We start from the raw sequence: 22,684 nt of genomic DNA, 5'->3' as shown, positions 1-22,684 counted from the left end.
TGGGGTGGACGAGGCGAATCGTCTTGTCTGCACCCCGGGTCCATCGGGCCACTGCCAGGCTGAGCGAGTCGCCCTTCGGGGACGACCTGGCTGAGAGTTGCAGGGCTCGGTGGCCCGGGACGCGCAGATCGGCCATAGGGCTATGCGCCAAGGACCCGGCAAGGTCCCGGAGCGCCTCAGTGAGCGACCGACCGTCACGTCCCGGACCGGAGTGCTGAATCCGTGGGCTGACGGAAGGAGCACTCTCATGATTGAGGCTACGCCCACCTACGCCGGGATCGACTGGTCCTGGCAGCACCACGCGCTGTGCATCGTCGACGACGACGGACAGCGCATCGAGGAAGCAACCGTGCCGCACACACGGCCCGGGTTGACCAAGATCACCACCCTGCTGCGTCGCCATGGCGTGGAACGGATCGGGATCGAGCGCGGCGACGGACCGGTGGTCGAGCACCTGATCCGCGACGGGTTCGAAGTCGTCGTGATCAGTGCACGGCAGGTGAAGTCACTGCGTGCCCGCTACGGCTCCGCGGGGAACAAGGACGACCGGTTCGACGCGTTCGTGCTGGCCGACGCGTTGCGCACCGACGCCGGTCGCTGGGCGATCGTGCAACCAGACAGCGAACAGACGATCGCGCTGCGGATGCTGGTGCGCGCCCGCCACGATCTGATCGATCACCGGATCGCCGTGCACAACCAACTGCTCGCAGTGCTGCAGCACAACTTCCCCGGCGCGATCGGCCTGTTCAGCCAGCTCGACATCCCCATCAGCCTGGCGTTCCTGCGCCGATTCCCCAGCGAAGCCAAAGCAGCCTGGCTCAGCGAGCTGCGGATGGCGCACTGGCTCAAGGCCAACGCATACTGCGGCCGCCACACCCCGACCCGGCTGGTCGACCACCTGCACGAAGCTGCGACCGGCCGCGTCAGCGGCGCGGCAGCCGAAGCCAGCGAGGTCATCGTGCTGACCCTCGTTGATCTGCTCGCCACCCTGCGTGATGAACAAGCCCGGCTCGAGGCCCGGATCAAGGAAGCACTCCTGGCTCACCCCGACGGCCCGATCTTCCAGTCCCTGCCCCGCGCCGGGACCGTCCGCGCAGCCACCCTGCTGGCCGAGATCGGCGACTGCCGGGCCAGGTTCCCCGACCCCCCAGCACTCGCCGCAGCCGCCGGCGTCGCACCATCGACCAGGCAGTCCGGCAAGCACCTCAACGTCGCCTACCGACGCGGCTGCAACAAACAACTCCGGGCAGCACTGGTCGACTGGGCCCAAGACACGCCCCGCGCGAACGCCTGGGCACGCGACACCTACGACCGCGCCCGAGCCCGCGGCTGCCGACACCCCCACGCAGCAAGAATCCTGGCCCAAAACTGGACCAGGATCCTGTGGCGCTGCTGGCACGACCACACGCCCTACAACCCCGACCTACACGGCCGACTCAACAGCCTCCTGACGAAGGCTGCTTGACATAGGGCTCTCAGCCGGGCTGGTTGCCGGGGACGTTGATCTCCCAGAGCAGGCCGAACCTGTCACGGACCTGGCCGTAGGTGTCGCCCCAGGGCGCCTGCTCCAGGGGCAGGACGACCTCGCCGCCGGCCGCGAGCTTGCCGGCCAGCACGTGGCCGTCGTCCACGGTGTCGGGGACGAGCATGATCGAGTAGGCGCTCGGGGCCAGCGGCAGGCTGTCGTCCATGGCGTCACCGCCGACCAGGTGCAGGCCCTCGGCGGTCAGGTCGGCGTGGGCGACGGCCTCGCCGGGGGGTTCGACCTCCATGCCCATGGGCGGGAAGTCGGCGTAGCGCAGGATCTGGACCTCACCACCGAAGACCTCGTGGTAGAAGGTGAAGGCTTCGGCGGCATTGCCGGGGAACTGGATCGAGATGGTGGAGGACAGGGTCATGATCGACTCCTTCGATCGGCGCGGGCAGCGGCCGCTGCACAAGTGGCACCGGGGTCAACGCTACGCCCCGGCCGTGGCGCTGTCCGGTGATTGCACAGTGGCACCAAGACTGCTGCGCGCCTCGTCCGGCGGCGAAGTTGACAGTTCAACCATCGACACGTAGATTAGTTGCGTATTCAACTTAAGTCCTCGTCACCCCAAGGAACTCACATGTCTGACCTGAACCAGCTCTCCGGCACCTACACCATCGACCCGAGCCACACCGAGATCGGCTTCGTCGCCCGTCACGCGATGGTGACCAAGGTCCGTGGTTCGTTCACCGAGTTCGAGGGCACCGCCTCGACCGAGGCCGGCCTCGTCAATGCCAAGATCAACCTGACCGCCCAGGTCGCCTCGGTCTCCACCGGCAGCGCCGACCGCGACGGCCACCTCAAGAGCGCCGACTTCTTCGACGTCGAGAACTACCCCACCATCACCTTCACCTCGACCGAGGTCAGCGCCCCGGTCGCCGACCAGCTGCGCGTGACCGGCGACCTGACCATCAAGGATGTCACTCGTCCGGTCACCATCGACTTCGAGTTCGAGGGCGCCGCCCAGGACCCCTTCGGCAACGAGCGCGTGGGCCTGTCGGGCAGCGTGGTGGTCAACCGCAAGGACTTCGGCCTGACCTGGAACGCCGCCCTCGAGACCGGTGGCGTGCTGGTCTCCGAAGACATCACCCTCAACTTCGAGGTCTCGGCCATCAAGGCCGTCGAGGCTGCCGCTGAGGAGGCCGCTGTCGAGGCCGCTGTCGAGGAGGCTCCCGTGGCCGAGGCTGCTGCCCCGGTTGCTGAGGCCGCTGCCCCCCGGGCCGAGGCCCCCAAGGCTGAGGAGGCTCCCGCTCGCGCCCAGGCCCGTCAGGGCGGGTTCATGGGCTGGGTGAAGAACCTGTTCTCGTCCTCCTCGACCCGCTGAGGCCGCCGGCAAGCCCTACTTGCCCTACATCGGTGCACTTGCCCCCGTTCCGGAACGGGGGCAAGTGCGTTTTTCTAGCGCATGGGGCGGTCGCGCGCCAGAAACCAATTGTGACCTGCGCCACATCGCCGTATCGTGGCAGGGCGTTCCACGCAGCACCGGAGGAGATGGGCGATGACCGAGGCAGACCACCCGACTCCTGACGCGCACCCGGCCGGGGTCGAGCTGCGGAACCCGGACGCGGTCGACACCAGCCGTCGTCCGCCCGAGCAGCGACGCCGGACCTTCCACAAGATCCTGCTCAACACCGGCCTGGCCAACATCACCACCGGCTACCTGTGGTTCGCGCTGGTCTTCTGGATCTACCTCGAGACCCGCAACGTCATCGCCACCGGGGTACTCGGCGGCGGCTACATGCTGGCGCTGAGTGTCAGCTCCATCAGCTTCGGCACGCTGGTCGACCGGTTTCGCAAGCTCACCCTGATGCGCTGGGCGAGCATGTTCACCCTGGGCATGTTCGCCATCGCAGCCTCGCTGTTCTTCCTGGCCCCCGAGGGCGCGCTGACCGACCTGACCCAGCACTGGATCTGGCTGCTCGGCCTGTCGATCCTGCTGGGTGCCGTGGTCGAGAACATGCGCAACATCGCCCTCTCGACGACCGTCACGATCCTGATCGACCCGGACGAACGGGCCCAGGCGAACGGCCTGGTCGGGGTGGTCGGCGGCCTGGCGTTCATGGTGACCAGCGTGCTGTCGGGGATCTCGGTGGGCCAGTTGGGCATGGGCTGGACCATGGTCATCGCGGTCGGGCTGACCTTCATGTCGTGGGGCCACCTGCTGACCCTCACCATGCCCGAAGAAGTCGAACCCGCCGCCTCGGACGCCCAGGGCAACTTCGACCTGGCCGGTGCCTGGAAGTCGGTGTCCGCGGTGCCCGGCCTGTTCGCCCTGATCATCTTCTCGACCTTCAACAACCTGGTCGGCGGGGTCTACTCCGCACTGCTCGACCCCTATGGCCTGGAGATCTTCAGCGTCGAGCTGTGGGGCATCCTGTTCGCGGTCGCCGGCACGGGGTTCCTGGTCGGCGGCGCGATCATCGGCAAGTTCGGGCTCGGCAAGAACCCACTGCGGACGATGCTGCTGTGCGTGGTCGGGATGGGCCTGCTCGGTGCGGTGTTCACGATCCGCGAGTGGGGCTGGTTGTTCATGGTCGGCATCTGGATCTACATGGTGCTGATCCCGGCGATCGAGGCCGCCGAACAGACCGTGATCCAACGGGTGGTGCCGCTGGAGCGGCAGGGCCGGGTCTTCGGGTTCGCCGGTGCGGTCGAACTGGCCGCAGCCCCGTTCACGGCCTTCCTGATCGCCCCGATCGCCGAGTTGTGGATCCTGCCGTGGTCGCGCTCGGAGGCGGGCGCGGCAGCCCTTCGTCCGCTGTTGGGTGAGGGCACAGGACGCGGGATCGCGCTGGTCTTCCTGGTCGCCGGACTGGTGATGGTGCTGGCCGCTGTCGCCGCGTTCTTCACCCCTGTCTACCGACAGGTCAGCCGCATCTACGCCGAGCAGTCCGCCAAGGACGCCGAGGAACAGGCCGCACTGGCCGCTACCGAGTAGGGCGTCGCCCACCACCCGAGGTCCTTCCAACACAAGCGAAACGCGCTTCGCTATGTAAGCGCCGATTCACATTCGCGAGCGCTGGCCCACGAACCCGGGTCAGCTCATCAGTAGCCGGATCAGGCCGATGAGCCCGACCACGACGATGACCACCCGCAGGGCCCCCGGCCGCAGCCGCCGCCCGTAGCGAGCCCCCAGCAGGCCGCCGATGGTCGAACCGACCGCGATCACCAGTACCACGTCCCACAGGATCCGGTCGGGGGCGACCAGGGTGTAGGTCACTGCCGCGACGACGTTGACCACCAGGGCGAGCACGTTCTTGGCAGCGTTGAGCCGCTGCAGGTCCTCACTGAGCAGGGCGCCGGTCAGGCCCATCAGCAGGATGCCCTGGGCGGCGGTGAAGTAGCCGCCGTAGATGCCCACGGCGAAGGTGCCGACCAGCAGCAGAATCATCCGCCCTCGTCCCAGCGGGGCATCAGCATCGGACGAACCACCCGTGCGTCGCCTCACCCAGTCCTGGATGCGGGGTTGGAACACGACCAGCAGCAGCGCCAGCACCAGCAGGCCCGGCACGACGGTCGCGAACACGGTCTCGGGCAGGTGCAGCAGCAGCCAGCAGCCGACCAGGGCACCGCACAGCGACATGATCACCTGCCAGCGCAGGCGTTTCCACTGGCCGCGCAACTCCCGGCGGTAGCCCCAGGCCCCCGACGCGGAACCGGCGACCAGCCCGATCGCATTCGACATGGTCGCCGAAACCGGCACCACCCCGAAGGCGATCAGGGTGGGGAAGGTGATCAGGGTGCCGGAGCCGACCAGCGCGTTGATGGCGCCCGCCGCGATCGCTGCGATCGCGAGCAGGGCGAGTTCACCCAGCGTCACTGGAGGGTGGCCGTCACCTCGACGGCGACCTCGTCGCCCACCTTGAGGGCGCCCATCATCAGGCTGTAGGGCTTGATCCCGTAGCGGGTCTGGGTGATGGTGCCGCTCACCCGGAAGCCGGCCTCGGTGGCCTCGATGTCGAACTGCTGCACCTCGTTGCGGGCCCCCAGGGTGAGGGTGCCCTCCATCTTCGCCTTGTCCCAGGCGCCGGCGATGGCGGTCGAGGTGAAGGTCAGTTCGGGGTTGGCCGAGACCCCCAGCGAGCTGGCGGCGTTCTTCTCGATCTGGGCCCGGTCCCCGTCGCTGAGCGGCTTGAGTCCCCCGTGGCCCTCACGCACCGACAGCGATCCCAGCTGGGCGACCACCCGCAGCGACGTGGTCTCGGGTGAGTCGCCGACCACGACGGTCGCGGTCCAGTCGCGGACGACGAGGGTCAGGTTGTGGCCGGCCTTGGCCATGCGTCCCTCGCTCGTGGTGCGGAGCAACAGGTCACACGTCTGGGGGCCGAGGTCAAAGCTGCCGGCGATCGGGTTCATGGCTCCCATCGTGCCACGCATCCCACCAGCGCAGCACACGCAGCGCATGGAAGGTCAGCCACCGCGACGGCTCCCCCTGCCCGGAGTCGACCTCGAACCAGACCCGACCCTGCTTGGCCACCTGCTGGTGCCAGGTGCCGTCGTCGTCGCGGGCACGGCGCAGGTCGTCGATGGCTTCGGCGAGCCGTTCGTCCGGGCCGGTGCCGTCGACCTGGGCGGCGGCACGGAAGTAGTCGAGCGCACGCAGGGCGCTGTACCAGCCGCGGTAGGGGTAGGACAGGTGGTTGACCCAGCCGTCGTGCCGCTCACCGGTGCTGAGCCGACGCAGCAGTCCGCGGGCCAACAGGTACTCCTCGGCCTGGCGCCGGGCGGGCTGCAGGGCCAGGTCACCGGTGCGCTGCTCGTAGTCGAGGATGCCGACCAGGCCGTTCAAGGTGGAATGGAACGAGGCCCGCGTCGAGCCGTTGACCCACTCGCAGTTCCAGCCGCCCTCGTCCAGCTGGTGGTCGCCCAGCCAGGTCACGATGGGGCTGACGTCGGTGCCCAGCCAGCCCCCGTTGGCCAGGGTGAAGGCGTTGATGCAGGCGTCGACCTCACCGTCCCAGTAGGGCAGGTCGTCGTACTCCCAGCGGGCGTTGGCGCGCAGCAGGCCGGCGGTGTCGGGCCTCAGCGCCGTGGGCTCCACTCCCCATTCGCGCAGTTGGTTGAGCGACCAGGTGGTCGCGGTCCACGGCTGTGGTTCGTCCTCGGTGACATCGGCGGGGAAGAATGCGCCGCCGGCCCACTGGCCGTCGGGCTGCTGCAGGGCGAGCAGGGCGGCCCCATGCCCCTCGGTGGCGACCCGCGCACGGGTGGCCTTCCAGACCGAATCCGGTTCGTCGGCCAGGTCGCGTTCGACCTGCCAGCGAAGACTCGGGTCGGAATCGAGCAACCAGCCCTTCAGGGCGTCGGGTGTCATGGGCCAACGCTACGCCGCAAGTGCCCCGCAGTCACCAGGACTGCGGGGCACCCTTGGCGCTGGCGCGGGGTGCGCCGGGTGTGGGTCAGCCGAACAGGGTCACACCGTTCCAGCCGGTGCCGATCTGCTTCGCCACTCCCCAGCGGCCGTTGCCGTTGTTGGAGTAGAGGAACAGGCTGCCGTCGGCGCGGCGGCCGACCAGGTCGACCCGGGCGTCACCGGTCAGGTCGCCGGGGGCGAACATCGCGGTGAAGCCGGTCCAACCGCGCCCGACCTTGGCGGCCTGGATGATCACGCCACCGTTGCCGGAGTAGTAGACCAGCAGGTCGCCGGCGGGGTTGGTGGCCAGGATGTCGGCGGTGCCGTCACCGTTGAAGTCACCCACGCTGGTCAGCTGGTTGATTCCGAGCCAGTTCTTGCCGATGTGGCGGGCGTCCTTCAGGCCGTCGGTGGTCATGGTGTAGCGGTACAGGTTGCCATTGGCACCCACCGCTGCCACCTCGGTCGAGCCGTCAGCGTTCATGTCGCCGACCACGACGATCTTGTGCATGTTGCCCCAGCCGGTGCCGACGACGCGCGCCGAACCGAACTGGCCCATGCCCTGGCCGTAGTACATGAACATCAGGCCGTCCTTGCGCAGGCCCAGCAGGTCGTCAATGCCGTCACCGTTCACATCGGGGGTGTGCGAGATCCAGGTGAAGTTCTGCCAGCCGCCACCGGCCTTCGCGTAGGCACCGGACAGGCCGCCGATGGTCCCGAAGTGGGTGGTCAGCACGCCGTCGGGGCCGACGGCCAGGATGTCACCGATGCGGTCACCGGACTGGTCGCCCCAGGCGTAGTCGGTGCCCTTGGGGGGCAGCGGCACGCAGTCGGCCGGGCCGTCACCGCGGACGAAGTCGCCGGTCAGGTCGGCCTGCAGGCTGTAGACCGAGCCGTCGGTGGGCTGGGAGCCGTCGGTGATGGCGCCGTCGAACTGCACCTGGAAGGCGGTGCCGGCGGGCAGGTCACCCAGGGTGAAGACGAGCAAGCCGTCCTCGACGGTAGGCGTCGGTGCGGTGATGAACGCGTCTGCGGGCCAGCGCAGTGCGTCATCGGCGTCCAGGCTGCTGAACTGCAGGAACTGGGTGTGGGTCTGGTTGGTCAGGCTGGCCGCGACGATGTCCCAGTTGTCGCCGGGGGTCAGCACCAGCTTGGCGTTGGTGATCGCATGGTCGGTCGCGACCGGGACGCGCCAGTGCAGCGGGCCGGCGCCGTAGTTGCCGGTCCAGTGGTGCAGCCGGAACAGGCCCTGGCTCTCGGGGTAGTCCTTCGGGTCGACCAGGTACCCGTAGCCGTTGTTGCTCGGGTCGGTGAGCTGCAGGTCGATGTCGGCCGAGGCGACCCAGCGGGCCACGCACCGGTCGGACAGGTCACCGTACTGCTCGAGCGGTGCGTCCTTGGTGGCGGTCTGGGTGATGGTGCCGTCGAAGCGGCGCCCGTTGTCGCCCCACTGGGTGGCCTGGTTGCTCCAGGTGAAGGTGTGGGTGCCCGCCAGGGTGTGGACGATGCCGTTGGCGACACCGCCGACCTCGGCCACCTCGGCGCCCGCACCGGTGGTCAGCGGCAGCACGGTGCCGTCGAAGTTCGTGACGGTGACGACGGCCGGGTCGAGGTTGACCAGGGTGTCATCAAGGGTCACGGTCTGCCGGTTGGCGTAGAGCTGGAACGGGGTGCGCTCCAGGTACTCCGCGATCGGGCTCAGGTCGGTGATGTGGTTGTCGTGCAGGCGCAGCTGGTTCAGCTTCGGCAGGTCGGTAATCTGCTCCAGGCTTTCGTTGGTCAGCGCCCGGTTGTTCAGGTACAGCTGCTGCAGGTTGGCCAGCCCGTCGATCGGGGTCAGGTCAAGAGCGGTGGTGGTGCCGGCCGGGCCCGAGGCCCACAGGCGAACCAGGTTGGGCAGGTCGGCGACGGGCTCGAAGGAAGCAAGGGGATTCGAGCTGGCGTAGATGGCGGTCAGGGTGTCGGCCGAGGCCACCAGCGGTGACAGGTCGGTGACCTTGTTGAACTCAATGTTGACCAGGCCCAGGGTGTCGACGTCCTCGAGGGGCTCGAGGCTGCTGATGCCGGCAGCCGGCGAGGTGGTCGCGTCACGGTGCAGCAGCAAGGTGGCGAGCGACTCCATGCCCGACATGTCGTCGGGCAGCGCCGAGAGGTGGTTGTTGTCGAGGTTCAGCGACGTGAGCTTGGCCGAGCCGGCCAGTTCATCGAAGTCGGTGATCTTGTTGCCCGACAGGTTGACCGTGGTCAGGTTGGTCGCGTGCTCGAGGCCCTCGAGCGAGGCGACGCCCTGCGAGGTGCAGGTAAGGGTGGTGAGGCCGGCCAGGTCGGCGGCCGCGATGGGTGCAGTGGCCCCCTGCCCGAGTGAGGTGTTGATGCAGGCCTTGAGCGCTGCATCGGTGACGACGCCGTCATCGGCGTGGGCGATGAGCGCCCCGCTGAACAGGACTGCGGCGGCCGTGACGAGGGCCGCCAAGCCCCGCTGGGTGGATTTCATGATGCTTCTCCTTGCCAAGGAGGGACGACAACCGTTGTCGCCCCCGCCGAGCTGTCAACCAACAGCCCGGTTAGGATTTCATGTCCTGAATATGAGGATGCAAGGAGGGTCTGACAATTCTTGCAGTGCGGGCACACGACAGGGGCCGGACGATCACTCGTCCGACCCCTGAAGCCCTGGTTTCGCGCTCAGAACAGCGCGATCTTTGCCACCTTCGGGAAGATGTCGTCCAGCGCGGCCTCGTCCTCGGCGGTGGGCACCCAGCCGGCCGCCTCGGCGTTCTGCTGCACCTGCTCGGGGCGCGTGGCGCCGGCGATCACCGAGCCGACGCTGGGCCGCGAGGCCAGCCACGAGAAGGCCACCTGGATCTCGGTGAGCCCACGCTCGGCGGCGAAGTCACCGAAGGCCTTCATCTGGGCCAGGTCGAGGTTCTCGACCAGATGCTGGCGGGTCAGGGTGAGCCGGCTGCCCTCGGGTGCGGTCCCCGAGGAGTATTTGCCGGTCAGCAGGCCGTTGGCCAGCGGGAAGTAGGGCAGCACACCCAGCCCGAAGTGCTCGGCGGCCGGGGTGACCTCGAGTTCGGCGCGCCGGTCGAGCAGGTTGTAGTGGTTCTGGCTCGAGATGAAGCGTTCGGTGCCGGTCATCTGCGCGGTGAACTCGGCCTCGGCGATCTGCCAACCGGACATGTTCGAGTGGCCGATGTAGCGCACCTTCCCGGCGCGGACGAGGTCGTCGAGCGCGGCCAGGGTCTCTTCGACCGGGGTCAGCGGGTCGGGGGTGTGGTACTGGTACAGGTCGATGTATTCGGTGCCGAGCCGGCGCAGCGACGCCTCGGCGGCCCGGACGATGTAGCGCCGCGACCCGCGCGCCTCGAAGTCGGGGCCGTTGACACCCTTCATGTCCATGCCGAACTTGGTGGCGACCACCACGTCCTCGCGGCGCGACCCCAGCGCCTTGCCGAGCATGACCTCGGACAGGCCCGGTTCGTAGCCGTAGGAGTCGGCCGTGTCGAACAGGGTGATCCCGGCGTCCAGGGCGGCGTGGATGATCGTGTCGGCCCCCTCCTGGTGCTCGGTCGGGGTGCCGCGTCGTCCGAGGTTGTTCAACCCCAGCCCGACGGCGGAAACGGTCAGTCCGGAATGGCCAAGTCGGCGGTAGTCCATGGTAACCCTCTCAAGTGTCGTCTGCCCTCGATCCTAGGCTCCTCAGTGGAGCTGGTCGTGGCGGGCCACCTCCCGGTCATGCTTGGTCACCGGGCCCTCGAGGTGCGGGGCCCGCATCTCGGCCAGGTCCTCGCCGCGGCCTTCGCGGCGCAGCGCCTCGATGACCCACTCGATCACCTCGGCGGTGACCTGCGTGCGGGTCCACCACCATCCTGGAGGCGGGCAACATCGTCTTCGACAAGGTGCCGGCCACCAGCTTCGTCTCGTTCAGCATGCGCGTCGATCAGGCCCCCTTCGACAAGCGCGAGGTGCGCCAGGCCATCGCCTGGGCATTGGACCGCGACGCCCTGACCCAGGCGATCACCGACGTTGCCCGAACGATCCTGGGTCGCGACGCCAGCCAGACCTCGGTGGACGAACTGCGCCGCACGCTGGAGCTCGACGTCCCGCTGTGGCAGCGCTACCTGCGTTGCTCGGCAACTTCGTCACCGGCGACTGGAGCACCTCACTGACCCTGGACGTGCCGGTGCGCGACCTGGTGCTGCTGTGCCTGGGCTACGTCGCCCGGCACGTGCGGGGGCGAACTGCAGCCCCGGCCGCAGCCGGAGTGAGCCGGGGCTCAGGCCCCGGGCAGTGACAGGTCGTTCCAGTGGCCCGGCCGCTCGAGGGTGGCCATCCCCACCTCAACCCCGTCGGCATCCACCGAGGCGACGCTGACCAGCAGCGACAGGGTCGGGTAGCCGTGAATGCGGTTGTCGCGGATGATGGCCCGGTCATCGGTCGGGCCGATCGAGGTGGTCCGGGCCAGCACGTCCAGCCAGTCGCCCCACCACGGGGACTCGCCGTCGCCCTCGGTGGGGGCGGCGGCGAAGTCGTCGAGCCAGGCGCTGATCCGCGCCGTGGTGGGGTCGTCGACGTCGTCGTGGGCGACCATGTGGGTGCCCGGGGCCAGGTCGACCACCCGCGGTGAGCCGCCCTCCCAGGAGGTGACCCGCGCCGCCTCAGCGCTCACCCGGACGAGGTTGAACCCCAGCGTGGTCAGCGGGTCCGGCAACGGCCGTCCGGCGACCGCGTCGAGGACCAGCGATCCCCGCGAGGTGACCTCGGGGCCGCAGGCCCCACCGGCGCGGTTCAGCAGCACCGCCAGGGTGGTGTCGTCGGCTGCCAGCCAGGCGCCGCCGGCGAGTTCGTCCATGATGCCCCGCACCCCGGGGGCGTCGGGCCACCAGGTGTCCAGGGGACGCCAGGGGCGTGCGGGGTCCTCATCGCGGACGGCCAGCACCCGGACGGGGCCGGCGCCGGGTTCCGGGACGCGGACAACAACGGTGCACATGGGCAGGCAGGCTACCCCCTGCGGCTGGGGGTGGAAGAATCCAGCCATGGTCATCATCGTTGGTGTCACCGGTGGTATTGCCGCCTACAAGGCTGTCCACCTCGTCCGCCTGTTCATCGCCGACGGGCACGAGGTGCACGTCATTCCCACCGAGGAGGCGCTGCGTTTCGTGGGTCGCCCCACGTGGGAGGCGATCTCGCGCAACCCGGTCACCACCTCGGTGCACGACGACGTGCCACGGGTGCGCCACGTCGCGCTCGGGCAGCGGGCCGACCTGGTCGTGGTGGCCCCCGCGACGGCGAACACCATGGCGGCCATGGCAGCGGGCCTGGCCGACGACCTGCTCGGCACGACGCTGCTGGCCACCACCGCGCCGGTGCTGGTGGCCCCGGCGATGCACACCGAGATGTGGAACCACCCGGCCACCCGCGCAAACGTGGAGACGCTGCGCTCACGCGGGGTCAGGCTGGTGGGCCCCGACAGTGGCCCGCTCACCGGCGGCGACTCCGGCCCGGGACGCATGAGTGAGCCCGAAGAGATCCACCGGGCCGCGCTCGAGCTGCTGCGTAGTGCCCAGGACCTGGCCGGGCTCACCGTGGCGGTCTCGGCCGGCGGCACCCGCGAACCCATCGACCCGGTGCGCTACCTCGGCAACCGGTCGAGCGGGCGGCAGGGGGTCGCCCTGGCGGCGGCGGCCGCCGACCGCGGCGCCCGGGTGCTGCTGGCGGCGGCCAACATCGAGGCCGACGTGCTGCGCGCGGCCCAGCGCCCAGGGGTCGAGGTGTCCACCGCGGGGTCGGCGGCTGAACTGGCGACGCTGATGCGCGGGGCCGCCGAGGAGGCCGACATTGTGATCATGGCGGCGGCCGTGGCCGACTACCGGGTGGCCGAACTGTCCCAGGAGAAGATGACCAAGGAATCGGGACCGGCGCCGGTGTTGACCTTGGTCGAGAACGAGGACATCCTGGCCGGGCTGGCCGCCGACCGGCGCCCCGGCCAGACGATCGTCGGGTTCGCCGCCGAGACGGCCACCGGAGAGGAACTGCTCGCCCGCGGACGACGCAAGCGGAAGCGCAAGGGTGCCGACCTGCTGGCGATCAACGAGGTCGGCTGGACGAAGGGTTTCGAGACCGCCGACAACCGGTTGGTGGTGATCGGTGCCGACGGCCAGGTGGTCGCGGAGGCGTCCGGGTCGAAGCGTGAGGTGGCCGAGGTGCTGCTGGGGGCGATCGCCGAGCTGCACCACGGGGCCGGCGCGGGGGACGCTGGCTAGGCTGGGCGCATGTTGGCGGTCCAGTACACAGAACATGGTGGCCCCGAGGTCCTGCACCTGGTCACCGATGCCCCCGAACCCGAGGTCGGCCCCGGGGAGGTGCGGATCGCGGTCAAGGCGTCATCGGTAAACCCGGTCGACTGGAAGATCGTCGCCGGGCGCCCCGACATGCCGGTGGACTTCCCGGCCACCCCCGGACGAGACGCCGCCGGGGTGGTCGAGTCGATCGGTGAGGGCGTGGTCGGCTGGTCGGTCGGCGACGAGGTGGTCACCTACGGGCACGAGGGTCGCGGGGTGCGCAGCGGCGGCTGGGCCGAGCTGATGACCGTGCCCGCCGACGCGCTGGGCCCGAAGCCGGCCACCGTCACCTGGGACGAGGCCGGCACCCTGCCCTGCGCCGGGCTGACCGCCTACCAGGTCAACCGGCTGGCCGAGGTCGGCCCCGGCGACACCGTGCTGGTGCATGCCGCCGCCGGCGGGGTGGGCCACTTCGCGGTGCAGGTCGCCCGGGCGCTGGGTGCCTCTCGGGTGATCGGGACGGCCTCCGCACCGAACCATGACTTCCTGCGCGGCCTGGGCGCCGAGCCGGTGACCTATGGCGAGGGCCTGGTCGAGCGGGTGCGCGAACTGGCCCCGGAGGGTGTCGACGTGGTGATTGACCTGGTCGGTGGCGGAGTGGTCGAGCAGACTCTGGCGGTGCTGGCCGAGGGTGGCCGGCATGCCTCGATCGCCGACCGACAGATTGTTGACCATGGTGGCCGCTACCTGCAGGTGGCGGCCGACCGGGCCGACTTCACCGCACTGGGCGAGCTGATCGACGCGGGCCGGGTGGGGGTGGTGCTGGCCGCGGTCTTCGAGCTGGCCGAGGCCGACCGTGCCGTCGAGCAGAGCCAGACCCGCCACGTGCAGGGCAAGATCGCCATCCACGTCGCGGGCTGAGGCCCCGGTCAGGTTCACCGTTCGGCGTGCCAGGCCCGGGTCACCGCTGCGGTCGCCTCGTCCAGGTCAATCCCGGACGAGCGGGCCGCTGCGACGTAGGCCAGTGCCGCCCGGTGGACGGCATCGGGAACCGACTGGCCGGGGGCGACCCTCGTCCCCCGGCCCCGTGAGCTGACCACCAGGCCCTCGGCCTCGAGCGCCGCGTAGGCCTTGGCGACGGTGCCGGGGGCGACGTCGAGGTCACCGGCGAGCTGGCGGACCGAGGGCAGCCGGGTGTGCTCGGGCAGGGCGCCGGCCAGGATGTGGCCGCGCAGTTGCTGGCGCAGCTGCTCCGAGGTGGGGGTCGGGCTGTGCGGGTCAAGGTGCAGGCTGAGGCTCATCGTCGGGCCGCCGTCACGATCGCCGATGCCCACAGGAACAGCCCGATGATGATCGCGCACAGGCCGACGCCGAGCTCCAGGACTGCCAGTGCGTCCAGGACCGGCAGGTCCCAGGCGAACTGCTTGCCGGTCTCGTCGCTGAACGTCCCCTCGGTCACCGACGAGGTGGCGCTGCTGGCCATCACGCTCATGGCCCCGGTGTAGAGCAGGGCGCTGCCGGTGCCGACGGCCATCACCACCCGGGCCAGCCCGGCCCGCCATTCACGCGCGGCCTCGCGTTCCTGCGAGGTTCCCCGCAGTGGGTGCCGGGCGATCCTGGCCAGGGCCACGACGGTGGCCACCAGCAACACCAGGGCCAGGGCCAGGGCGGGCAGCCCGTAGTACCACCCGGGGTAAGGGGAGGCAGTGGCTGCCATGAACCCGGAGTCGACCGAGATGATGCGCTGGCGGCCCTGGTCGTCGGGGCTGCCACTGGCCCCGAAGAAGAGGATGGCCGTCACCATGACGACCACGGCGCCGGCCGGGGCGCCGTAGAGCCAGGCCGGTCCCAGCCGGTTCCAGCCCCGGGGCGCCAGTTCGGCTTCGCTGCTGGAGGCGGTGCCGCCGGTGCCCGGGGAGGCGATCAGCCCCACCAGGACGACCAGGGCCCCGACCCCGGGGGCAGCCATCTGGACCAGACCCAGCGCTGGGCCGAACACGGCCCCACCCAGGACGAACAGCGCCACACCGACCAGCACTCCCACGCCGAGCATGATCAACACATTGCCCCGCCGTGGGCCCACACTGCGCCCCCTGCTCATGCGGCTGACCAGCCACGCCGCCACCACACACGCCGCCACCGGCACCAGGATGCCGAGGACACTCACCGCCATGACCGCCTCCTTGCTCGTGACGCGAGACCTTCGTGTATCGCGTTCTTGATACAAAGAGGCTAGCGCACGTGTATCACGGACGCAATACACTCGAGTGAATCCCTGGCGTCGAGTCGGTGGGCTAGCGACCCGGCCGGCATGGTTCAGGCAGTCAGCGACTCGCCGTCGGTTCGCTCGCCGTCGGTCCGCTCGCGCAGGGCCCGGCGCACCCCGAGCGCGGCCCGTCGTCCGGCCCGGTTTGCCCCGATCGTGCTGGCCGAGGGTCCGTAGCCGACCAGCTGCACCCGCGGGTCGACCACGGCGGTGGTCTCGTCGTCGCCGAGCTGGATGCCGCCATACCTCGACCGCAAACCCAGCGGGGCCAGGTGGTCGATCGCGGCCCGGAAGCCGGTGGCCCACAGGATCACGTCGGCCGGCTCGAAGCTCGGACGACCGGGTTCGGGCTCGTCCCAGCTGACGCCATCGCGTTCGATGCGGCTGAACATGGGCTGGCGGGCGTCGTAGACCCCGAGCGCGGCCGCCGCCTGTTCTGTTCGCGCAGGAACAGGCCGGTGTAGCTGACCACCGAGCGGGTGGGCAGGCCTGCGCGGGCCCGTTCGGAGACCTCGGCCACGACCTGGGCGCCGAACTCGGGGGTGAAGTCGTGGTCGATCCAGACCGGTTCGCGGCGCGTGGCCCAGACCAGGTTCTCGGCGCCAACCCGTGGTGCCAGCAGGCCCAGGAACTGCACCGCGGAGGCGCCGCCGCCGACCACGACGGTGCGTCGTCCGTCGAAGAACTCGGGCCCGGGAAAGTCGTGGGTGTGCAGCTGCGTGCCGACGAACCCGGCGCGGCCCGGGTAGTGCGGTACGAACGGCCGCGTCCAGGTGCCGGTCGCGTTGACCAGGGTGCGGCTGCGCAGGGTCAGGGCGCGGCCGTCCACCCGGGCCTCGACCAGGAAGTCCCCACTGTCGTCAGCGGCGCGCCGGACCCGCTGCACCGCCGCGGGGCGCACCACCGGCAGGGAGTGGGCCTGCTCATAGTCACCGAAGTAGGCCGGCACCGCCACATTGGCCCGTTCCTCGGGCCCGGACGAGGGGCGCTCGGTGCCGGGCAGGTCGGCGACCCCGTGCACATCGGCCATCCGCAGCGCGTCCCAGCGGTGCTGCCAGGCACCGCCGGGAGCGTCGTTGGCATCGAGCACGAGGTGCTCAATGCCGAGCCGGGCCAGGTGGTGGGAGGCGGACAATCCTGCCTGGCCGGCCCCGATCACCAGGCTGTCGTGCACGCGGGTGGGGTCGAGGTCAGGCATCACAGGAGGTCCAACGCCGCGGCGGCGCCGGATAGTCCCTCCTGGGCGTCGGTGCGCTCGACCGGCAGGTGGGTGGCCCACCAGCGCATGACGTGCTCGAACCGCTCCACCCGGTGGCGGGGGCTGCCGCTGCGGGTCAGTTCGTGGTTCTCGCCGGGGAAGACCAGCAGTTGGGTCTCCACGCCCTGCCGTTTCAACGCCGAGTAGTAGCGCTGCGCCTGTTCGAGCGGGCAGCGGTAGTCCTCTTCGGAGTGCACCACCAGGGTGGGGGTCCTCACCTGTTCGACCACCGCCATGGGGCTCTGCGCTGCCCGCTGGGCCGGGTCGTCGCCGGTGTAGCCCTCGCTGAAGTACCAGCCGATGTCGCTGGTGCCGATGAAGGTCTCGGGGTCGAGGAAGCCCCGCTCGACGATGGCGGCGGTGAAGCGGTGGTCGTGGGCAATCAGCCAGGCGGTCAGGTACCCGCCGTAGGAGCCGCCCATCACCCCGACGCGTTCGGCGTCGAGGCTCGGGTGGGCCGCGAGGGTGGCGTCGAGGAAGTCGAGCACGTCGGTGGCATCGACGCTGCCCATGGCGTGGCGGATCGCTCGTCCGAACTGTTGGCCGTAGCCGGCCGAGCCGCGCGGGTTGCACTGCACCACCGCGTACCCGGCGGCGACGGCGACCTGCGCCTCGTCGAAGACGTGCACGCCGTACTGGGCGAAGGGCCCGCCGTGGATGTTCAGCAGCACCGGGTGCGGGCCGGGCCCCTCGGGCAGCCAAACCCAGCCGTGCACCGGGCTGCCGTCGCGGGCGGTGAACTCGTGCTCGCTCGGCTCGACCACCCCGGCGTCGGCGAGGGCGGCCCCGAAGGTGGTGATCACCCGGGCCCGGCCGTCCTCGACGACGGCGAGTTCGGCGGCCGAGGTGGGGGTCGCGACCACGGCGACGACCCGCGGGCCACCGGCCCCGTGCGAGAGCACCTCGATGTCGCCGCTGGTCAGCAGGTCGTGGCCGAGCGGGGTGACCCGCGCCAGTTGGACCCGCCCGCGGGTGCGGAACTGGGCGAGGATCCCGCCGCCGGCCCCCTCGCCGGGTTCGGTGAGGTGGCTGCCGACCTCGCCGAGGTCGATGGTCTCAGCGTCGGTGAGTCGGCGGGGTGCCTCACCCGGGGAGTCGACCAGGTAGAGCCCGGCGTTGCGGGCCAGGAAGTCACGCCCAGTCGGGCCCATCTCCTGGGCGACCAGGGCGTACCCGCCGGCGGTGGTGGTGATGGCACTGTGGATCGACAACCCGGCGCTCGCCGGCACGACCACGTGCGGCTGCTCGTCGGGGGCGGCCACGTCGAACTCGACCAGTGACCCCAGCAGGTCGTGTTCGCGGGTGTCGTGGCGGGCGGTGATGACCGCCACCCGGGTGCCGTCGTGGGTCCACGCCGGGCCGGTGTGGTGGTGGTCGCCGCTGCTCAGCCGGGTGGCCGGCGCGACCGCCGGTTCGGGGGTGGGCACCTCGACGCCGTCGAGCCCGTCGCCGGGCTGCGGGGCGCGGCGGTAGCTGGGTTCACCGTGCGGGTCGGGCACCTCGGCGACGAACAGGTGCGCGCGGCGGTCCCTCGTCCAGCCCAGCCCGTTGCCCAGGTAGGCCAGTTCCTCGATCAGCCGCGGGGACTCGTCGCGCGGGCCCAGGCCCTCGACCGAGCCGTAGCGGCCGTGCTCGGCGACCCGGCTGGTGAAGGCGATCCGGTCGCCGTCCGGCGAGAACGCGAACTGGTCGACACCGCCCTCGGCGGCGGTGGCCTGCACCGGTTCGCCGCCGGCGGGGTCGAGGACGAAGACCTGCGGCTTGTCACGGTCGTCGGCGCGCAGGAAGGCGAGCAGTCGTCCGTCCTTCGACAGTTGCGGGGCGGCGTCGGCGACGCCCCGGGTGAGCCGGGTGGCTCGTCCGTCGTCAAGGTTGATGCGCCACAGTTGGCCGACGGCCCGGTTCGCGGCCAGGTCGGGCCGCGACGAGGCGACGACCGCCCACTCGCCGCTGGGGTGCACGGCGGGCCGCGACAGGGCAATGAGGTGTTGGATGTCCTGGGGCTGCATGGGTCTCCTTCGTGGGCCGGCGAACCGAGACTATCGAGCGGTTTCGAACTAGATTGGGGCAATGAGCACCGAGGCCAGCGATTCCATCGACATCAAGCCCCGCAGCCGGGTCGTCACCGACGGCATCGAGGCCACCACCTCGCGCGGGATGTTGCGCGGGGTCGGCATGGGTGACCAGGACTGGGACAAGCCCCAGGTCGGCATCGCGTCGAGCTGGAACGAGATCACCCCCTGCAACCTGAGCCTCGACCGGCTCGCCCAGGCCGCGAAGGAAGGGGTGCATGCCGGCGGCGGGTACCCGCTGCAGTTCGGCACCATCTCGGTCTCCGACGGCATCTCGATGGGGCATGAGGGCATGCACTTCTCGCTGGTCTCACGTGAGGTGATCGCCGATTCGGTCGAAACGGTGGTGATGGCCGAACGGCTCGACGGCACCGTGCTGCTGGCCGGCTGCGACAAGTCGATCCCCGGCATGCTGATGGCCAGCGCCCGCCTCGACCTGTCGAGCGTGTTCCTCTACGCCGGGTCGATCGCGCCCGGGCACGTGAAGTTGAGCGACGGCACCGAGAAGGAGATCACCATCATCGACTCCTTCGAGGGGGTCGGGGCGTGCATGGCCGGGCGGATGAGCCGTGACGACCTGAAGCGCATCGAGTGTGCCTTCGCGCCCGGTGAGGGTGCCTGCGGTGGCATGTACACCGCCAACACGATGGCCTCGGTGGCCGAGGCGCTGGGGTTGAGCCTGCCCGGTTCGGCCGCCCCGCCCAGCGCCGACAGGCGCCGCGACAGTTTCGCGCACCGCTCGGGTGAGGCGGTGGTGAACCTGCTGCGCCAGGGCATCACCACCCGCGACATCCTGACCATCGAGGCGTTCGAGAACGCGATTGCGCTGGCGATGGCGCTGGGCGGGTCGACCAATGTGGTGCTGCACCTGTTGGCAATCGCCCATGAGGCCGATGTCGACCTCGACCTGCACGACTTCAACCGGATCGGTGACAAGGTGCCGCACCTGGCCGACATGAAGCCGTTCGGCAAGTACGTGATGAACGATGTCGACCGGCACGGTGGCATCCCGGTGATCATGAAGGCGATGCTCGACGAGGGGCTGCTGCACGGTGATGCCCTGACCGTCACCGGCAGGACGGTGGCCGAGAACCTGGCCGAGCTGGACCCCCAACCGATCGACGGTGAGGTGATCCACCGGATGGACAACCCCATCCATGCCACCGGCGGGTTGACCATCCTGCACGGCTCGTTGGCCCCGGAGGGCGCGGTGGTGAAGTCGGCCGGCTTCGACGCCGATGTCTTCGAGGGCCCGGCGCGGGTGTTCGAACGGGAACGCGGCGCCATGGACGCGCTGGAGGCGGGCCTGATCAAGAACGGTGACGTGGTGGTGATCCGCTACGAGGGCCCCAAGGGTGGCCCCGGCATGCGCGAGATGCTGGCGATCACGGCGGCGATCAAGGGCGCGGGCCTCGGCAAGGACGTGCTGCTGCTGACCGACGGCCGGTTCTCGGGGGGCACGACCGGGTTGTGCATCGGCCACATCGCCCCCGAGGCCGTCGACGCCGGGCCGATCGCGTTCATTCGTGACGGTGACCGGGTGCGCGTCGACATCGCCGGACGAACCCTTGACCTGCTGGTCGACGAGGCCGAGCTCGTGGCCCGCCGCGAGGGCTGGGCGCCGCTGCCGCCGCGCTACACCCGTGGGGTGCTCGCGAAGTACTCGCGGTTGGTGAACTCCGCCGCCCGGGGCGCGGTCACCGGCTGAGCACCCGGCCCACCGGACGAGCACGACCAGCGTCCACCGTAGGATTCCGCCGTGACCGACGAGCCGAGCCCCACCAGTGATCCACCCGACGAGCAGGACTACCGGGAGCTGATCCGCGAGTCGAACCTGGTGCTGCGCACCGGCAACCTGATGCTCGGCGCCGGCACCAGTTCGCTGCGGGTGCGCACCGCGATGCTGCGGGTCTCCCGTGCCCTGGGCATCGAGCACATGCAGGCCACCATCTCGTTCACCAACATCGTGGTGACCACGCACCAGCGGACCCTGTTCCGCACCCTGGTCGGCGAGGTCACCACCCCGGGGGTCAATGCCGACCGGATCCGCGCGATCCAGAAGTTCGCCCGTGGCCTGCCGGCGCGGGCCGATGCCACCGACGTGACGGCCCAACTCGACCGGATCGAGGCTCGTCCGCCGGTGCACCCGGCCTGGATGGTCACCCTGGCCGTCGGCCTGGCCTGCATCTCGGTGGGCTTCCTGGGTGGTGGTGGCTGGCGGGAGCTGCTGGCGGTCTTCGTCGCGGCCATGGCCTCGTACTCGTTGCACCGGCAGTTGTTGGCCCGCAAGTTGAACCTGTTCGGGTCGGTGGTGCTCTCGACGTTGACCGCCTCGCTGGTCTACCTGGCGGTGTCGTGGTTCAGCCATGGGATGGTGCTGGAGAGCACGCCTCGGATGGTGGCCGGGTTCATCGCGGCCAGCATCTTCCTGGTGCCGGGGTTCCCGCTGTTCACGGGGTCCCTCGACCTGGCCCGGCTCGACCTGCAGGCCGGCATCGGACGACTGACCTACGCCGCCCTGGTGATGCTGTCGATCGGGATCGGTGCGTGGGTGGTGGCCTCGGTGGCGGGGCTGGTGCCGACCCCTCCGCCACCGGTGGTGCTGGACCCCGTGTGGCTGTGGACCCTGCGGGTGCTGGCCAGTTTCGGGGCGGTGTTCGGCTGGGCGATCATGTTCAACTCGCCCTGGCCCGAGGCGGTGTGGTCGGGCATGATCGCGATCGTCGGCAGCATGGTGCGGCTGCTGCTGCTCGAGGCGGGCACCCTCGAGCACGTGGCCACTTTCGTGGGGGCGCTGGTGATGGGGGTGCTGTGCCATGCCGTCGGACGATGGTTCGGCCTGACCCGCCTGATCATGCTGGTGCCGGTGATGCTGGTGATGATCCCGGGGTCGCCGGCGCTGCAGGCGCTGCTGCATTTCAACTCCGGTGACCTGTTCTCGGCCCTCGGCAGCGGCATCTTCGTGGTGCTGCAGGTGATCGCGATGGTCTGCGGACTGGTCGCGTCCATGATGGTGCTCGACCCGGCCTGGGCGTTCACCCGTCGGGACTCGGCGATCCTGAAGCGCTGAGAGCCCTTCGTCCGCTCGTCTGCAGGCCCAGGGGCGCAGTTTGCCCCCGAACGGTGCACTTGCCGCCGTTCCGGAACAGGGGCAAGTGCACCGTAGTAGGGCAACTGGAGGTTGGGTGGACGAGAGCCTCAGGCCTCGGAGTCGTCCACCTTCAGCACCAGTTGGGTGCCGGGCGGCATCGAGGCCACCAGCTGCTGGCGGGCCAGCGCCGGGTGGTCGTCGAGCAGCTTGGCGCCGTTGGCGAGGGCACGCAGCGCCGCGGTGCGGGCACGCGCCTCCTCCAGCTGCTCGAGGGCTCGGGCGCGGGCGGTGGCGAGGTCGATCGCGATGCGACGCACTTCGACGGGCAGCACCACATCACGGACGACGACCTCGAAGACCTCCATGCCCAGGCCCGCCACACCCTGCCGGACGAGCGAGTGCAGGCGGGTGGTCAGGTCGGGCTCGGTGCGCAGCCGGTTGACCAGCACCGCGGCCTCGATCTCGCCGATGATGTCGCGCAGGCCGGTCTGCAGCGCCAGGTACAGCACGCCCTGGGGGTCCTCGTCACGCTGGACGAAGGCGACCGGGTCGACGACCTTCCACCGGGCGACAGCCGTGGCGCGCACCTGCAGCGCATCGGCGGTCCCGATGTCCTGCTGGGCCAGCACGGTGGTGCGCGACTTCATCGAGACCGGGATGACCTTGTCGTCCCAGTGGCGCTGGTGGCGCCCGGGGGTGAGCACGCCCCGGAACTGGCCGCGGCGCAGGAGCAGGGCATTTTCGCCCGGCATGACGGTGACGTGGAACGGGGTGATCTTCATGACAGCGACCTCCTTCGGCGCGGTCGGCCCAGATCTTGGGCAAACAGGGTTTG

At 70.1% G+C, this 22,684-nt stretch carries 23 protein-coding genes; 9 read left to right on the top strand and 14 right to left on the bottom strand.

Translation table 11 applies throughout. The features are described 5' to 3' along the window. Positions 1–247: 247 nt before the first annotated feature. Complete coding sequence (locus tag ACQE3C_RS04110; RefSeq protein ID WP_434537930.1) at positions 248–1,465, top strand: IS110 family transposase; 1,218 nt, start codon at positions 248–250, stop codon at positions 1,463–1,465. A gap of 10 nt (positions 1,466–1,475) precedes the next feature. Here the strand turns inward: ACQE3C_RS04110 and ACQE3C_RS04105 are convergent, their stop codons facing one another. After that, positions 1,476–1,898 (bottom strand): VOC family protein, encoded by a 423-nt coding sequence (locus ACQE3C_RS04105; RefSeq protein ID WP_434537929.1) that lies wholly within the window; start codon positions 1,896–1,898, stop codon positions 1,476–1,478. On the opposite strand from ACQE3C_RS04105, the gene ACQE3C_RS04100 reads away from it, so the two are divergent. The 3 genes from ACQE3C_RS04100 (at position 1,897) to ACQE3C_RS04090 (ending at position 4,466) form a co-directional block, all read left to right on the top strand. Continuing rightward, entirely contained in the window at positions 1,897–2,061 is a 165-nt protein-coding gene (locus ACQE3C_RS04100; protein ID WP_434537928.1) for a hypothetical protein, read from the top strand. The genes ACQE3C_RS04105 and ACQE3C_RS04100 overlap by 2 nt on opposite strands. 47 nt (positions 2,062–2,108) lie before the next feature. Then, positions 2,109–2,852, top strand: a complete 744-nt coding sequence (locus ACQE3C_RS04095) for a YceI family protein (RefSeq protein ID WP_434537927.1) — start codon at positions 2,109–2,111, stop codon at positions 2,850–2,852. Between the two features lie 174 nt (positions 2,853–3,026). Further along, on the top strand, positions 3,027–4,466 hold the full coding sequence (locus ACQE3C_RS04090) for an MFS transporter (RefSeq protein WP_434537926.1): 1,440 nt from the start codon (positions 3,027–3,029) through the stop codon (positions 4,464–4,466). A gap of 99 nt (positions 4,467–4,565) precedes the next feature. Here ACQE3C_RS04090 and ACQE3C_RS04085 read toward each other — a convergent pair whose 3' ends face one another. The 6 genes from ACQE3C_RS04085 to ACQE3C_RS04060 all read right to left on the bottom strand — a co-directional run bounded on the left by ACQE3C_RS04085 (position 4,566) and on the right by ACQE3C_RS04060 (position 10,715). Further along, complete coding sequence (locus ACQE3C_RS04085; RefSeq protein WP_434537925.1) at positions 4,566–5,348, bottom strand: sulfite exporter TauE/SafE family protein; 783 nt, start codon at positions 5,346–5,348, stop codon at positions 4,566–4,568. Further along, positions 5,345–5,884, bottom strand: coding sequence for a YceI family protein (locus tag ACQE3C_RS04080; protein WP_434537924.1), 540 nt, complete (start codon positions 5,882–5,884; stop codon positions 5,345–5,347). The genes ACQE3C_RS04085 and ACQE3C_RS04080 overlap by 4 nt, the downstream gene beginning before the upstream one ends. Further along, complete coding sequence (locus tag ACQE3C_RS04075; RefSeq protein ID WP_434537923.1) at positions 5,859–6,842, bottom strand: squalene cyclase; 984 nt, start codon at positions 6,840–6,842, stop codon at positions 5,859–5,861. Before ACQE3C_RS04075 ends, ACQE3C_RS04080 begins: the two co-directional genes overlap by 26 nt. An 85-nt stretch (positions 6,843–6,927) precedes the next feature. After that, the gene (locus tag ACQE3C_RS04070; RefSeq protein ID WP_434537922.1) at positions 6,928–9,375 is read right to left on the bottom strand and encodes a leucine-rich repeat domain-containing protein; all 2,448 of its coding nucleotides are present in this window, start codon (positions 9,373–9,375) and stop codon (positions 6,928–6,930) included. A gap of 188 nt (positions 9,376–9,563) precedes the next feature. Continuing rightward, positions 9,564–10,538, bottom strand: a complete 975-nt coding sequence (locus ACQE3C_RS04065) for an aldo/keto reductase (protein WP_434537921.1) — start codon at positions 10,536–10,538, stop codon at positions 9,564–9,566. A 42-nt stretch (positions 10,539–10,580) separates the two neighbouring features. After that, on the bottom strand, positions 10,581–10,715 hold the full coding sequence (locus tag ACQE3C_RS04060; protein ID WP_434537920.1) for a hypothetical protein: 135 nt from the start codon (positions 10,713–10,715) through the stop codon (positions 10,581–10,583). A 32-nt stretch (positions 10,716–10,747) separates the two neighbouring features. On the opposite strand from ACQE3C_RS04060, the gene ACQE3C_RS04055 reads away from it, so the two are divergent. After that, positions 10,748–11,050 (top strand): ABC transporter substrate-binding protein, encoded by a 303-nt coding sequence (locus tag ACQE3C_RS04055; RefSeq protein ID WP_434537943.1) that lies wholly within the window; start codon positions 10,748–10,750, stop codon positions 11,048–11,050. 107 nt (positions 11,051–11,157) lie between these two features. Here ACQE3C_RS04055 and ACQE3C_RS04050 read toward each other — a convergent pair whose 3' ends face one another. Then, positions 11,158–11,871: an NRDE family protein gene (locus ACQE3C_RS04050; protein ID WP_434537919.1), complete on the bottom strand. Its 714-nt coding sequence runs from the start codon at positions 11,869–11,871 to the stop codon at positions 11,158–11,160. A gap of 46 nt (positions 11,872–11,917) precedes the next feature. On the opposite strand from ACQE3C_RS04050, the gene coaBC reads away from it, so the two are divergent. Both coaBC and ACQE3C_RS04040 read left to right on the top strand, forming a co-directional pair. Beyond that, complete coding sequence (gene coaBC, locus ACQE3C_RS04045; protein WP_434537918.1) at positions 11,918–13,144, top strand: bifunctional phosphopantothenoylcysteine decarboxylase/phosphopantothenate--cysteine ligase CoaBC; 1,227 nt, start codon at positions 11,918–11,920, stop codon at positions 13,142–13,144. Between the two features lie 9 nt (positions 13,145–13,153). After that, positions 13,154–14,083: an NADP-dependent oxidoreductase gene (locus ACQE3C_RS04040; protein WP_434537917.1), complete on the top strand. Its 930-nt coding sequence runs from the start codon at positions 13,154–13,156 to the stop codon at positions 14,081–14,083. A gap of 14 nt (positions 14,084–14,097) precedes the next feature. Here ACQE3C_RS04040 and ACQE3C_RS04035 read toward each other — a convergent pair whose 3' ends face one another. The 5 genes from ACQE3C_RS04035 to ACQE3C_RS04015 all read right to left on the bottom strand — a co-directional run bounded on the left by ACQE3C_RS04035 (position 14,098) and on the right by ACQE3C_RS04015 (position 18,695). Further along, on the bottom strand, positions 14,098–14,463 hold the full coding sequence (locus ACQE3C_RS04035; RefSeq protein WP_434537916.1) for a GntR family transcriptional regulator: 366 nt from the start codon (positions 14,461–14,463) through the stop codon (positions 14,098–14,100). Then, positions 14,460–15,335: a hypothetical protein gene (locus ACQE3C_RS04030; protein ID WP_434537915.1), complete on the bottom strand. Its 876-nt coding sequence runs from the start codon at positions 15,333–15,335 to the stop codon at positions 14,460–14,462. Before ACQE3C_RS04030 ends, ACQE3C_RS04035 begins: the two co-directional genes overlap by 4 nt. Positions 15,336–15,478: 143 nt before the next feature. Beyond that, positions 15,479–15,820: a hypothetical protein gene (locus tag ACQE3C_RS04025; protein WP_434537914.1), complete on the bottom strand. Its 342-nt coding sequence runs from the start codon at positions 15,818–15,820 to the stop codon at positions 15,479–15,481. Next, positions 15,739–16,626, bottom strand: a complete 888-nt coding sequence (locus ACQE3C_RS04020; protein ID WP_434537913.1) for an NAD(P)-binding domain-containing protein — start codon at positions 16,624–16,626, stop codon at positions 15,739–15,741. The genes ACQE3C_RS04025 and ACQE3C_RS04020 overlap by 82 nt, the downstream gene beginning before the upstream one ends. Continuing rightward, positions 16,626–18,695, bottom strand: coding sequence for a S9 family peptidase (locus tag ACQE3C_RS04015; RefSeq protein ID WP_434537912.1), 2,070 nt, complete (start codon positions 18,693–18,695; stop codon positions 16,626–16,628). Before ACQE3C_RS04015 ends, ACQE3C_RS04020 begins: the two co-directional genes overlap by 1 nt. Positions 18,696–18,756: 61 nt before the next feature. Between ACQE3C_RS04015 and ilvD the strand changes: the two genes are divergently transcribed. Together ilvD and ACQE3C_RS04005 are read left to right on the top strand one after the other, a co-directional pair. Further along, the gene (ilvD, locus tag ACQE3C_RS04010) at positions 18,757–20,466 is read left to right on the top strand and encodes a dihydroxy-acid dehydratase (protein ID WP_434537911.1); all 1,710 of its coding nucleotides are present in this window, start codon (positions 18,757–18,759) and stop codon (positions 20,464–20,466) included. Positions 20,467–20,517: 51 nt separating this feature from the next. Beyond that, positions 20,518–21,828 carry a threonine/serine ThrE exporter family protein gene (locus tag ACQE3C_RS04005; protein WP_434537910.1) on the top strand — a complete coding sequence of 437 codons (1,311 nt, stop codon included), beginning with the start codon at positions 20,518–20,520 and terminating at the stop codon, positions 21,826–21,828. Between the two features lie 128 nt (positions 21,829–21,956). On the opposite strand, the gene ACQE3C_RS04000 is transcribed toward ACQE3C_RS04005, so the two are convergent. Further along, positions 21,957–22,631 (bottom strand): SPFH domain-containing protein, encoded by a 675-nt coding sequence (locus tag ACQE3C_RS04000; RefSeq protein ID WP_434537909.1) that lies wholly within the window; start codon positions 22,629–22,631, stop codon positions 21,957–21,959. Between the last annotated feature and the right edge of the window lie 53 nt (positions 22,632–22,684).

It is taken from the genome of Aestuariimicrobium sp. Y1814 (assembly GCF_050113895.1).
Taxonomy (GTDB): Bacteria; Actinomycetota; Actinomycetes; order Propionibacteriales; family Propionibacteriaceae; genus Aestuariimicrobium.
The sequence above is the reverse complement of the archived record's forward strand: the minus strand, read 5'-3'. Positions and strand labels throughout refer to the sequence as shown.